Origin of the sequence: Asticcacaulis sp. W401b (genome assembly GCF_046503825.1) — a bacterium.
GTDB lineage: Bacteria > Pseudomonadota > Alphaproteobacteria > Caulobacterales > Caulobacteraceae > Asticcacaulis.
In genome coordinates this window covers 132,329-145,552 of the sequence record NZ_JBKFEE010000005.1, presented here as the reverse complement: position 1 = coordinate 145,552, position 13,224 = coordinate 132,329, and the positions used below count along the sequence as shown (strand labels likewise).

General features: G+C 61.8%; 10 protein-coding genes. 3 read left to right on the top strand and 7 right to left on the bottom strand.

Annotated features, from left to right (window positions below; translation table 11 throughout):
* Positions 1-13: 13 nt before the first annotated feature.
* Genes ACK8OE_RS12650 through tadA form a run of 3 tightly spaced genes read right to left on the bottom strand, consistent with a single transcriptional unit; the run spans position 14 to position 2,604 of the window.
* A complete protein-coding gene (locus ACK8OE_RS12650) occupies positions 14-910 on the bottom strand; it encodes a mechanosensitive ion channel family protein (RefSeq protein ID WP_410272807.1) in 897 nt (298 codons plus the stop codon).
* 9 nt (positions 911-919) lie between these two features.
* The gene (locus tag ACK8OE_RS12645) at positions 920-2,119 is read right to left on the bottom strand and encodes a hypothetical protein (RefSeq protein ID WP_410272806.1); all 1,200 of its coding nucleotides are present in this window, start codon (positions 2,117-2,119) and stop codon (positions 920-922) included.
* Positions 2,120-2,121: 2 nt separating this feature from the next.
* Positions 2,122-2,604, bottom strand: a complete 483-nt coding sequence (gene tadA, locus ACK8OE_RS12640; RefSeq protein ID WP_290798838.1) for a tRNA adenosine(34) deaminase TadA — start codon at positions 2,602-2,604, stop codon at positions 2,122-2,124.
* Positions 2,605-2,700: 96 nt separating this feature from the next.
* Here tadA and ACK8OE_RS12635 point away from each other — a divergent pair, with 96 nt between their 5' ends.
* The 3 genes from ACK8OE_RS12635 (at position 2,701) to ACK8OE_RS12625 (ending at position 5,543) form a co-directional block, all read left to right on the top strand.
* The gene (locus ACK8OE_RS12635; RefSeq protein ID WP_410272805.1) at positions 2,701-4,605 is read left to right on the top strand and encodes a pseudouridine synthase; all 1,905 of its coding nucleotides are present in this window, start codon (positions 2,701-2,703) and stop codon (positions 4,603-4,605) included.
* 6 nt (positions 4,606-4,611) lie between these two features.
* Positions 4,612-5,190, top strand: a complete 579-nt coding sequence (gene rsmD, locus ACK8OE_RS12630; RefSeq protein WP_410272804.1) for a 16S rRNA (guanine(966)-N(2))-methyltransferase RsmD — start codon at positions 4,612-4,614, stop codon at positions 5,188-5,190.
* 212 nt (positions 5,191-5,402) lie between these two features.
* The gene (locus ACK8OE_RS12625) at positions 5,403-5,543 is read left to right on the top strand and encodes a hypothetical protein (RefSeq protein WP_013480909.1); all 141 of its coding nucleotides are present in this window, start codon (positions 5,403-5,405) and stop codon (positions 5,541-5,543) included.
* Positions 5,544-6,202: 659 nt separating this feature from the next.
* On the opposite strand, the gene mutL is transcribed toward ACK8OE_RS12625, so the two are convergent.
* From mutL to ileS, 4 genes are all read right to left on the bottom strand, one after another.
* Positions 6,203-8,119 (bottom strand): DNA mismatch repair endonuclease MutL, encoded by a 1,917-nt coding sequence (gene mutL / locus ACK8OE_RS12620; protein WP_410272803.1) that lies wholly within the window; start codon positions 8,117-8,119, stop codon positions 6,203-6,205.
* A 715-nt stretch (positions 8,120-8,834) separates the two neighbouring features.
* Positions 8,835-9,398, bottom strand: a complete 564-nt coding sequence (locus tag ACK8OE_RS12615) for a DUF3035 domain-containing protein (RefSeq protein ID WP_290798830.1) — start codon at positions 9,396-9,398, stop codon at positions 8,835-8,837.
* Positions 9,399-9,483: 85 nt separating this feature from the next.
* A complete protein-coding gene (lspA, locus tag ACK8OE_RS12610) occupies positions 9,484-10,014 on the bottom strand; it encodes a signal peptidase II (RefSeq protein ID WP_410272802.1) in 531 nt (176 codons plus the stop codon).
* A 156-nt stretch (positions 10,015-10,170) separates the two neighbouring features.
* Positions 10,171-13,191, bottom strand: coding sequence for an isoleucine--tRNA ligase (gene ileS / locus ACK8OE_RS12605; RefSeq protein ID WP_410272801.1), 3,021 nt, complete (start codon positions 13,189-13,191; stop codon positions 10,171-10,173).
* Between the last annotated feature and the right edge of the window lie 33 nt (positions 13,192-13,224).

Sequence of the window (13,224 nt, the reverse complement as noted above, 5' to 3'; positions counted from 1 at the left end):
GAACGGGAGGGGGTTAAGCGCCCGGCTTTTCACCGGTGGCGGCGGCCAGCGCCTTTTCCATCGTCACCTGATGCGGATAGGGTATGTAGATGCCCGCCGCGCCGAACTCTTCCTTGACCGATTTCAGCACATCGGCGCGCACCTGACCGTGCTGAGCCACTGTCACCTGCGCCGTTACCTTGACCTGCACGCCGTTGTCGGTGAAGTTCTCGACCCCGGCCCAGACGTCTGGGGTGGACAGGGTGCCGGGGTGCGAACCCGTCACTTTTTTCAGGATGGACAGGGCCTTATCGAGATCGGTGGCGAAATCGACCGTTACCAGTATGGCCAGGGTGCGGTGACCGTAGTGGCTGATATTGATGATGCGGTCGGAAAAGATCTTGGCATTGGGGATATAGACCTTGTGGCTGTCGCCATTGGTCAGTTCGGTCGAAAACAGTCCCAGCCGCCCGACGGTGCCGGTCACATCGCCAATCGTCACCGTATCGCCGATGCGATAGGGTTTTTGTACCAGCAGCATGATGCCTGAGGCGACATTGGACAGCGTCCCTTGCAACGCCAGACCGATGGCCAGAGACGCCGCCCCCAGCACGGTCAGGATCGAGGTCGTCTGCACGCCCAGCCGGTTGAGGATGACCACCAGACCGACCACCATGATCAGCCACCACACCACCTGCGACAGGAACTCCGGCAGGGTGCGGTCGGCGTCGGAATGGGCGTAGCGTTTGGCGGTCCGGCGCACCGTGTTCGACAGCCACTGCGACAGGAACAGGGTGACCATCAGGATCAGGGCGGCGATCAGCAGGTTCGACAGAAACTCCGAATGCTGCGTCAGGTCACCCCAGAAGGTTTGCACATTGCTGACGAAATAGCTGAAACGCTGCGGAATATCACGAAAATCGAACGTCATATCCTTGCCTCACAGGCCGCTGAAATAGGTCTTGGCTTCGGGCCGCCACAGGGCTTTCAGCTCGGCATAGGGCACAACATAATAGATGCCCATACAGGCGCCCATGACATGCGGCAGGTCGCTGCGGCTGAAGACCAGCCCCTTGTCGTTAAACGAGGTTTGGTAGTCATAACCGACGTCGTCGGCCAGACATTCCGGGATCGACCGGTCTCCGACAAACCACGGTGACTGTGGCGATAACTTCGCTTTGAGCCTTTGGAAGGCGGGCGTCTCCGGGCGCTCATCACCGGGGGCCCAGCCGGGCGGCGTGACATACAGGTTGAGCAACTGATCGGCATTAAGATACCCGCCCCGCTTGAGGTCATACATGGTGATCCCCCAGCTATTGTTCGGGTGCGCGCCACCGCAATAGGTCGATCCGGCGCTTTCGACGGCCATCAGGCTGGAGGACACGTAAACGACCTTATCGGAGAAATCCTCAAAGCCGCCGGTCGTGCCCGCGCCGACAAAACCGGTCTGAGAGAGGCAATCCAGAGCGTTCTCCACCCGGAAAAACCGTTCAATATCCAAGGTTGCATTGACCTTGGCAAGGACCGCCGGATCAGGATGCCGCGTCAGTTGCAGATAGTGTACGCCGGTCGCCTTGTCTGTAACGGTCCGATAGGCGATCTGTCCGGCGCTGATCTCCGGCCCATAGACGTTGTTTTGATTGACGCGGCGGGCGCGGAACGGGTCGTTACGCGCCAGTTCGCCTCTCCCCTGATTGAGCGTGTCGTCAACTGCGTAAAGATCCCCCGGTTGGGTGAGGCTCAGGGTCGAAGTCAAAGACCGCGTCACGTTCTTCGTAAGGGTAACCGGCAGGCTGGCCTTCTTGCCCCTGGCGGTCCATGTGCCGGTTAATCCTGCGGATGCCGGTTTGAGAGTGAGTGTCCCCGTGACCGGGCAATCCGGCCCTACGAAGCAGCCGGGGTGTTCCTGAAAGGTGAGGGCGGTACCACTGGCTTTCAGTGAGATAAGGGAACGATAGCGCGTGTAATAGTATTGACCAATATAGACGGTCTTGCCCTTTACCGTGGCGGATCGCAGTTCCACAACAACGGGACTTTTACCGATGGTCCCCTCGTACACCGTCTGGGTGACCGTGTCGGCGTGGGCCGTAGTGGCCATGAGAAGACCGAGCCCAAAGACCACACTTGCCAGTAATTTCATGATCAATCCCCCTCTGCTGTCGTGGATCGGGTTTTACGCCGCTGTCTGAAAAAGTCTTTTAGCACCTGACCCGTCTCGGCCTCAAGCACGCCGCCGGTGACCTCGGGGGCCCAGTGGCAGGTCGGCTGCGCAAAAAAGCGCGGACCGCTTTCGACCGCGCCGCCCTTGGGGTCGGAGGCCCCATATATCACCCGTCCGATACGGGCGTGCGACAGCGCGCCGGCGCACATGGCGCACGGTTCCAGCGTCACATAGAGCCACAGATCGGTCAGGCGATAATTGCCGACAACCTGCCCCGCCGCGCGTAAAGCCAGTATTTCAGCGTGCGCCGAAGGGTCATTAAGACTAATGGGTGCATTTTTTGCGCGCGCAATGATGGTTTTACTTGACGGATCGTAGATTAAAGCGCCTATCGGCACCTCGCCGGCCTGGGCGGCCTTTTCGGCCTCGTCCAGCGCCAGACGCATCAGGGTTTCGTCAGTCATGTCCTGTGGGGAATCCATAGGGGTTGATGACCGGCAAACCGCTGCGGCGTCAAGTTAAAAGGCCCTGCGTGAGCAGGCCCAGTCAGGAAAATGATGATGTCTGAAGACCAAAATACCCCCGAATCCGCCGCTCCGACCGAGAGCGTTGCCGGCGACGCCACCCCCAAAAAATCCTACGTCAAAAAGCCTGCGGCCAAGAAAGGCCCGGCTGACAAGTCTTTTGGTAAGCCCGCGCGCCCGCCGGAGCGCATTGCCAAGGTGCTGGCGCGTGCCGGTCTGGCCTCGCGCCGCGAAGTCGAGCGCCTGATTGGTTTGGGTAAGATCGCCGTCAATGGCCGCCTGCTCGATACCCCGGCGACCACCGTGTCGCCCGATGACCTGATCACCGTCGAAGGCAAGCCGATCCGCAAGGCCGAGCCCACCCGCGTGTGGCGCTATCACAAGCCGGTCGGCCTGATGACCACCCATCAGGACCCGCAGGGCCGCCCCACCGTCTTCAATTCGCTGCCGCAGGAACTGCCGCGCGTGATTTCGGTGGGTCGCCTCGACATCAATTCCGAAGGCCTGCTGCTGCTGACCAATGACGGCGAACTGGCGCGCGCGCTGGAACTGCCGACGACCGGCTGGACGCGCGTCTATCGCGTGCGGGCGCTGGGGCGCACCACGCAGGCGGCGCTCGACACGCTGAAAGCCGGCGTGACGGTCGAAGGCGTGCAATACGGCCCGATCGAAGCCAGGCTGGACAAGGCGCAGGAAAAGGCTGATGGCCGCGCCAATCTGTGGATCACCGTGTCGCTAAACGAAGGCAAGAACCGCGAAGTCCGTAAGGTGCTCGACAGCCTGGGCCTGAAGGTCAACCGCCTTATCCGTCTGGCCTATGGCCCGTTCCAGCTCGGCGATATCGAGCCGGGCGAGGTTGAGGAAATCGGCCCGCGCGTCGTGCGCGAACTGCTGGGGGACAAGATCGACCCGCGCAACCTGCCGTCGGAAAGCGAGACCCAGACGCGCACGCCGATGCGCCTGCGCCGGACCGAAGGCGAGGGCGCGCCGCGCACCGGCCGTCGCGGCGGCGGCGAACGCTTTGCGCCGAAGGGCGAAGGCCGTGAGGAACGCCGTGAGCGCCCGCTCAGCCGCGACGAGGCCTTCCGCCGCAAGTACGAGGCCAAGGAATTTGGCGAGCGCGATTTCGATGAACGCCCGCGCTTTGACGGTGACGGGCAGGCGCGTGATCGCCGTCCGGAACGCGAAGAGCGCGAATGGACGCCGCGCGCCGAGCGTCCCAGACGAGACTTCAACACCGGCGAGTTCAAGCCGCGCAGCGAAGGCAGCTTCAAACCGCGTGGTGACCGTCCGCAGCGTGATTTCAAACCGCGTGGTGAGGGCGACTTCAAGCCGCGTGGGGAACGCAGCTTTGGCGACAAGCCGCGCTTTGACAAGCCGCGTGGCGAACGCCCGGCGGGTGACCGTCCGCAGCGTGATTTCAAACCGCGTGGGGAACGCAGCTTTGGCGACAAGCCGCGCTTTGATAAGCCGCGTGGCGAGCGCCCCGCGGGTGACCGTCCGCAGCGTGACTTCAAGCCGCGTGGCGAGGGTGATTTCAAGCCGCGTGGTGAGCGTAACTTTGGCGACAAGCCGCGCTTTGACAAGCCGCGTGGCGAACGCCCGGCGGGTGACCGTCCGCAGCGTGACTTCAAACCGCGTGGCGAAAGTGACTTCAAGCCGCGCGGTGAGCGTAGCTTTGGTGACAAGCCGCGCTTTGATAAGCCGCGTGGTGAACGTCCGGCGGGTGACCGTCCGCAGCGCGATTTCAAACCGCGCGGTGAAGGCGACTTTAAACCCCGTGGCGAACGCAGCTTCGGCGACCATCCGGCGGGCAAGGCGTTTGGCGGCAAGCCCGGTGGTGGCAAGTCCTTCGGGGGCAAGCCGGGTGGCTTTAAACCCGGTGGTCGTCCGGGCGGCTTCGCCGGTAAGGGCGCGCCGCGCAAGCCGCGCCCGGAGTAGGTCCGCATGCGTATCGTCGGTGGTGAGTTTCGCGGGCGCGCTCTGAGCGCCCCCGAAGGCCAGAACACCCGCCCGACCTCGGACCGGGCGCGTCAGGCCGTGTTCAACATTCTGGAGCACGCGGACTTCGCCCCCAACCTCAATGGGGCGCGGGTGATGGACGTGTTTGCCGGTTCCGGCGCGCTGGGGCTTGAGGCCATGTCGCGCGGGGCGGCGTTTTGTCTGTTTGTCGATACGGATGACGCGGCGCGCGGCGCCATCCGCGACAATGTCGAAGCGTTTGGCCTGTTTGGCGTCACGCGCATCCACCGCCGCGACGCCACGCAACTGGGCGTGCGCCCCGGCGGCGCGTCGGAAGCCTTCGATCTGGTGTTTATGGACCCGCCCTACCGTAAGGGTTTGGTACAGCCGGCGCTGGAGGCGTTGCGAAACGGGAACTGGCTGAGCGATGAGGCCTTGATTGTGGCAGAGATGGCCGCCGATGAGGACTTTTTTGCCACGGAACTGTGGCAAATAATCGACACCCGAACCTATGGTCCGGCGCAGGTTTTGTTCCTGAAACAAAAAATTCTTACGAATTTTTAACTGATCAAATTATTGATTTATATAATTTAATTCAAAAACCATCGTCTTTGTGTGGCCAAATTAACCCATTGGCCGGATTTTTCATATTGACGAGTTTTTTATTGTGTCCCCAATATGTCCTTAACAAGGTGTAAACCGCGCCGTCAGGCACGATTAATGCACCGAAGCCCCAGCAAGGGGCGGGACTGAACTGTTATAAATGGGGTGATGTTATGACGGCAGAAGCGATCAAGCTTGAAGGCGGTAAGAAGCGCCGCGACGGCCTGAAGGTTATTCTGATGGCCGGTCTGAGTGTTCAGGCGTGGGCCTTCCTGATGGGTGTCGGGATTATTGTTCTCAACGTAACGCGTTGATTTTGCAGCCTGTGGCGTTCGCCGCGGGTTTTTTTATGACTGATTTCGACCGGGGGCGAGGTTCAGGGGGAAACTGATCTTGCCAGCCCGGTTGTGGGTCTGACCTAAAAGCTCCGGTCTGACGGGACATCAGACCGCATGAGCCGACGGGGGAGTGGGGCTTAAGGGTGAGTACGCCGGATGAGGCGCGCTCACCCTGATCGCCCTTGGAAATGGCACCGCGATTATAGGTCGTGAAAGCTTTTCCGCTTGATACTGCCCGCCTGTGTCCAAAGCGGTAGAAACCACAGATTTCACAGATTAACCGCGTTGCGGTGCCAGCACCGGCGCGCAGCGCCCTTCTGTGCTTTTGAGGGCGGGGACTCTTTTTCACCACGGATAGACACGGATGGCGGCTTTGCCGCCGACACGGATATCCGTGCCAGACGAACGCAGTTCGTCCTCCGTGTCTCTCCGTGGCTAAATAATACCATTTGACGGGCCGCTTTTTTGATGGTTTTGGCCACGAAAAACACCAAAAGCACGAACAACGTTCGAAAACTGGATATGCCTCGGCCGACGAGCGCTGCACAGCGTGCGATCCGTCTGTTTTTCAGGCGCTTCGCGCAAAAAAGCGCTGCGACACCGTTCGTGCTTTTGATGTTTTTCGTGGCAAAACTCTACCGCCGACCGAACAGCTTTTCGATATCTTTCAGCTTCAGCTCGACATAGGTCGGGCGGCCGTGATTGCACTGGCCCGAATGCGGTGTGGCTTCCATCTGACGCAGCAGGGCGTTCATTTCGGAGGCCGACAACCGCCGCCCGGCGCGCACCGAATTGCGACAAGCCATATTGCCGCAGATTTCGGCCATCCGCTCTTTCAGGATCAGGGCCTGACCGTTTTCGGCAATGTCGTCGGCCAGGTCGCGGATCAGCCCGGCCACGTCACCGTCGCCGATCAGGGCCGGGACTTCGCGCACCAGAATCGTCGCCGGGCCGAAGCTTTCGATCATCAGGCCAAAGCCTTCCAGATCGTCGCGCCGCGCCATCAGGCGGCTGACATCGGCGGGGTCGAGATCGACGATTTCCGGGATCAGCAGGGTCTGACGCGCCACATTGCCTTCGGCCATCATGGTCTTCATACGCTCATAGACCAGCCGTTCGTGGGCCGCGTGCTGATCGACGATGATCAGGCCGTCTTTGGTCTGCGCCAGAATGTAGGTCTCGTGCAACTGCGCCCGCGCGGCCCCCAGCGGATAGGCTTCGAATTCCGGCGGCAGAGGTTGCGTCAGGGCCGACAAATCAATGCCCATTTCGGTGACGCCGATATCTGCGGGCATATCCATGACCGGTGCGGCGGTAACAAGGTCTCTTTCGACTCTGGCCGACGGGGCAAAGGTCAGGTCGGCATTCCACGCCGGTTGATAGTTCGGGTGCGGCTGCTCCGGCGTGGCATAGGCGCGGGGTTGATAGCCTCCGTTGAGGGACAAGGTCGGCTGCATCGGCGCGCGATAGCCCGACGATAGCGGATTGAAGGCGCTGAGCGCCTGATCGGCGACGGTGGTCGCGGCGCGATGCCCGGCCGAGGCCAGCGCATGTTTCAACGCACCTATGATCAGGCCGCGCACCAGATTGGGGTCGCGGAAGCGCACCTCAGCCTTGGCCGGGTGGACGTTGACGTCGATATCCTGCGGGTCGGTCTCGACATAAAGCACCGCCATCGGGTGGCGGTCGCGCGCCAGAAAATCGGCATAGGCCCCGCGCAGCGCCCCGGTCAGCAGCTTGTCGCGCACCGGGCGGCCATTGACGAACAGGTATTGATGCTGGGCATTGCCGCGCGAAAAGGTCGGCAGGCCCGCATAGCCGGTCAGCCGGACGCCCTCGCGCTGCTGATCAATCAGCAGGGCATTGTGGCCGAAATCATCGCCAAGCAGCGCGGCAAGGCGCTTCAGACGCCCCTCAAATCCGGCCTCTTCGGGATAGAGGCGCAAGGACCGCTTGCCATCCAGCGTCAGCGAAAAGCCGACATCCTCGTGCGCCATGGCCTGCCGCTTGACCTCTTCGCTGATGGCCATGTTCTCGGCGCGGTCGGTCTTCATGAACTTCAGGCGCGCCGGGGTGGCGTAAAACAGGTCTTTCAGCTCGACCCGCGTGCCGTGCGGGCGCGAAAAGGCGGCGGGCCGCAGCGGCGACATCGCCCCGGCATCGACCGTAATGGCAATCGCCCCATCCATGCCCTTGGCACGCGAGGTGATGTCCAGCCGCGCCACCGAGCCCATGGACGGCAGGGCTTCACCGCGAAAGCCGAGCGTCTGGATATGCAGCAAATCCCAGGTGCCGTCGGCCTGCGGTTTGAGCTTGGAAGTGGCGTGGCGTTCGACCGCCAGCGGCAGGTCGTCGGCGTCCATGCCGCGGCCGTTATCCTCGATCAGGATGCGCGACAGGCCGCCCATATCGGCGAAAATGTCGATCTGCGTCGCGCCGGCGTCGATGGCGTTTTCGACCAGCTCCTTGATGGCCGAAGCCGGACGCTCGACCACCTCGCCGGCGGCGATGCGGTTGATGGTGTCCTGAGGCAGGCGGGAAATATGAGCCATTGACCCAATTTAGGTGAGTCCGGTGACGGGGGCAATGTCGGGAAGGTTTTGGCCACGAAAAACACCAAAATCACGAACGCTGAGCCGTAACGCCGCCCGCGCCCGAAGGCCCTTACGGTTTGTGCGGTAAGACAGGTGAGGGCGCTTCGCGCCGCAAGGTTTGCCACGGATGCACACGGATGGCGGCTTCGCCGCCGACACGGATATCCGTGCCAGACGAACGAAGTCGTCATCCGTGTCTATCCGTGGTTCAAAAAGAGTCCCGCGCCTGATGTCAGCAAGAGGTGTGAACCACAGATTTCACAGATGGGCGCTGCGCGCCGGTCGGGTGACAAGGGCACGGATAATCTGTGGCATCTGTGAAATCTGTGGTTTCTCCTGTTTCTGCATGAGTCGTGACGCCCGTGGGCTTTTAAGGAATGTCTTGCACCGCGGATGGCGGCTTCGCCGCCGACACGGATATCTGTGCCAGACGAACGCCCTTCGTCATCCGTATCTATCCTTGGTTCAAAAGAGTCTCGCTCGCGATGTCAGTAAGAGGTGTGAACCACAGATTTCACAGATTTCACAGATGGGCGCTGCGCGCCGGGTGAGTGACACGGGCACGGATAATCTGTGAAATCTGTGAAATCTGTGGTTTCGATCTTAAGGCATAAACCCAAACGAAAAAAGGGCCGCCATGCGGCAGCCCTTTGAAACCTCAATGTCTTACGGCTTACAGGCCCGGCAGCTTGAAGGACTTTTCCTTCTTCTGCTCTATGGTCACCTTGCCGTTGCCCAGCAACGTCTTGATGCGCGCCGCTTCCGATTCCGGGTCGAGCGCATTGACTTCACCGGCCAGCACCGAGTTGGTCGAAGGCGCCGGTGCCGGGGTCGCGTCCTTTTTCCAGAACAGGATCTTGTCGGCGAAGCTCTCTTCCTTATAGGCCAGATCGCCAAATTCATCGTCCACGACGTAGCGGGCCAGCGGATCAGCCTTATCGGCCCCGGCCTTGGTGGCCAGCACCTTTTCGCCTTCGGAACGGGTGATGGCCTGACGCTGACCCAAAAGGGCCTCACGCGCCGCGCTTTCGGGTTGCAGTTCCTGCGCGCGGGGCTCACCCGGCGCGGGCGGGCGCAGCGCGAAATCCGGCGGCACCACCAAAGGCGCCTTGGTCACGACGCGAAATTCGTCCGGCACGACCTTGTTCAGGCCCAGCGCGCTCTTGGTCGATTCGCACCCCGTCAGACCGACGCCGGCGATCAGCACCAGACCCGCCACTACTTTGACCGACTTCATTCTTCGCTCCGCATTATCCGTGCCCTTTTTCAGAAGGGGCCGGAGAGTGTTACTTGCTTTTCGCCGCCCTGCCAAGGGTCCGCGTTTAACCTTGTTTCGACTCTTCCCGATTGAGGAAGAAGACGTCGATGAACAACAGGGCCACGCCGATATTGATGGCGGCGTCGGCGATGTTGAACACCCACGGAAAGCCCAGCCCCGAAAAATCGAGAAAATCGACCACGCCGCCGTAGATGATACGGTCGATGGCGTTGCCGATGGCTCCGCCCGCCACTAGAGCCAGCCCCAGACCGAGGACGCGCCGGTTGGTACGGCGGACCCAGTCGATCAGGAAGGCCGACACGACCAGCGAAAACAGGGTGAGCAGCCAGCGGCCGATCCCTTCCGAATGGAAGAAACCGAAGCTGACGCCCTTGTTCCACACCATGCTGAACGAGAAGAAGGGCAAAATCTTGACCTGTCCGAGACTGGGCAGTTGCAGACCGTATAAAATCCAGTTCTTGCTGATCTGATCGAGGATCAGGCCGATCAGGCCGATCAGCAGCATCTGCCGCCCCAGCGGCGTGGTGTGCGGCGGGGCGAAGTGGGTTTTGAGTTTGGTGTGAAGGTCAGTCATGATTGGCCGTCGATGCAGAAGATAAGCACCTCCCCTGATGTCAGGGGAGGGTGGATCGGCGCGTGAGCGACGAGACGGGTGGGGTTAATCCCGTCGCATAACCCCCCTCCGGCTAAAGCCGGTATCCCCCCTGATATCAGGGGGGAGGCGGGACGACTAGCCCCCATGCGCGGCATCCCATTCGGCGACGGCGGCGGCGTCGCGCAAAGAGAGGTCCGGATAGCGCGGGTCCGAGCCCACTTCGGGCAGGATGCGCCACGACCGCTGGCACTTGTTGCCGTGCGCAATGTGCACCACGACCGACACGTCCTTCACCTCGTTCAGGCGGAAGGCGTCGTCCGGGCCCACCGAGGCCGACAGCACGGCCTGAGACGTGCGGAAGACCTCCGCCGCGTCAATCCCGTCAAAGGCCGCCAGCAGCGGTTCGGAGTCGATAAACACCGTCGGCGCGGCTTCGAGCGCCGAGCCGATCACCTTGTCGCGGCGCTTCTCTTCCAGAGCGGCGGTAACGACCGACAGCACCTCTTCGATCTTGCCCCAGCGCGTCGCTTCGGCGGCATTGTGCCATTCGGCAGGCACGGCGGGCAGGGTGCGATAGAGGTTTTCCGTTGCGTCCGGATAGCGATAGCTCCACGCCTCTTCGGTGGTGAAGGCCATGATGGGCGACAACCAGGCCGTCAGGCGCTCAAACAGGATGTTGAGCACCGTGCGGCAGGCGCGGCGCTTCACGTCCGATGGCTTGTCGCAATAGAGGCTGTCCTTGCGGATGTCGAAATAGAGCGACGACAGGGTCTGGGACGCGAAATCGGCCACCGGGCGGATGACGCCCGCGAAGTCATAGGCGTCATAGGCGGCGCGCACCCTGGCATCCAGCTCATGCACGTGGTGCAGGATGTAGCGTTCCAGCGACGGCATGTCCTGATAATCGACGGCCTCAGCGTCCGTATAGCCGTTCAGCGCCCCCAGCAGGTAGCGCAGCGAATTGCGCAGCTTGCGATAGGCGTCCACGGTCGTCTGGATGATCTGTTTACCGATGCGCAGGTCGTCGGAATAGTCGGACAGCGCGACCCACAGGCGCAGGATTTCGACGCCCGATTCCTTGGCGATGTCCTGCGGGGCGACGACATTGCCCTTGGACTTCGACATCTTCTCACCCTGTTCGTCGAGGACGAAACCGTGGGTCAGGACGGCCTTATACGGCGCACGGCCGCGCGTGCCGCAGCTTTCCAGCAGCGACGACTGGAACCAGCCGCGGTGCTGATCCGAGCCTTCGAGATAGAGGTCGGCGGGGCTGTGGGTGTTGTCGCGGCCTTCCAGTGTGAAGGCGTGGGTCGAACCGGAGTCGAACCACACATCGAGGATGTCCGTGACCTTCTCATAGTCGGCCGGATTGTAGCCGTTGCCCAGAAAATCCTCGTCCGGGCGCGTAAACCAGGCGTCGGCCCCCTCAGACGCGATCAGCTTGATGATGCGATCGTTGACGGCCTCGTCCTTCAGCGGCTCACCGGTCTTTTTATCGACGTACATGGCCAGCGGCGTGCCCCAGTTGCGCTGACGGCTGATCAGCCAGTCGGGGCGGGTTTCGACCATGCTGCCGATACGGTTGCGGCCCTGATCCGGGTAGAAGGCGGTCTCACTGATGGCCTTGAGCGCTGTGGCGCGCAGGTTGGTCTCACCGTCCATGCGGATAAACCCCCGATTCTTAGGATCTAGTGGTTTATCCATAGAGATAAACCACTGGGGGGTGTTGCGGAAGATGACCGGGGCTTTGGAGCGCCACGAATGCGGATAGGAGTGATCGACGCGACCGCGCGCCAGCAGGTTACCGGCTTCGATCAGTTTTTCCATTACCACCTTATTGGCGTCGCCGAACTTGCCGGCCTTCTTGCCCTCGGTTTCAAGGACTTTCAGACCCGCAAACAGCGGCACATGCGGGTAGTAGGCCCCATCGGGGTCCACGGTGTCGGGGATGGAATCCAGCGAATAGCCATGCTTCAGCCACACCAGATAGTCGTCCGCGCCGTGGCCGGGCGCCGTGTGCACAAAGCCGGTACCGGCGTCATCCGTGACGTGATCGCCCGCCAGCATGGGCACGTCGAAACCGTAGCCTTCGTCAAGTGCGGCCAGCGGGTGGGCGAGGGTGAGGCCATCGCAATCGACATCGGCCTGAACCAGAGTCCATGCGGTGATATTGCCTGCCGTGCGCACGGATTCAGCCAGCTTTTCGGCGACAATCAGGCGGTCACCGACCTTGGCCCACGGCGCGAAACCGAGCGTTTCCTCTGAGGCCACTTCGGTCACTTCATACAGCGAATAGCTGATCTTGGGGTTGAAGCTGACGGCGCGGTTGGCCGGGATGGTCCACGGTGTGGTGGTCCAGATGACGACGGAAGCGGTGGAGGGGGCGTTCAGAGCGGAGTCATCCCCCTCCGTCGGCGACGCTGCGCGCGCCGCCACCTCCCCATCTTCGCCTGACGGCTCGACAGGGAGGAGGGGTTTCACCGGGAACTTCACCCAGATGGTCGGGCTCGTGTGCGGGTGGTATTCGACCTCGGCGTCGGCCAGAGCCGTGCGTTCGACCGGCGACCACATGACGGGCTTTGAGCCGCGATAAAGCTGACCTGACATCAGGAACTTGTGGAACTCCGCCGTCACCTTCGCTTCGGTGTCGAAATCCATGGTGGCGTAGCGTTCGTCCCAGTCGCCTAAGACTCCCAGACGCTTGAACTCTTCGCGCTGCACACCGATCCATTCGGCGGCGTATTCGCGGCAGGCCTTGCGGAACTCGGCGGCGGGCACCTCGTCCTTCTTGCGGCCCCTGGCGCGGAACTGCTCCTCGATCTTCCATTCGATGGGCAGGCCGTGGCAGTCCCAGCCGGGGACGTAATCGACGTCATAGCCCATCAGGAACTTCGAGCGCACCACGAAGTCCTTGAGGATCTTGTTCAGCGCGTGGCCGATATGGATATTGCCGTTGGCGTAGGGCGGGCCGTCGTGCAGCACGAAGAGGGGGGCGTTCTTGGCCTGACGCGCCTTGCGCACGCTGTGGTACAGGTCGGACTCTTCCCACTTTTTCAGCATTTCGGGCTCGGCCTTGGGCAGGCCGGCGCGCATCGGGAAGGCGGTTTCAGGCAGGAAGACGGTTTCGCGGTAATCGCGTGAAGGGTTTTCGGACATGAATCCTGATATCTCTGGGAGGGGATACGGTCA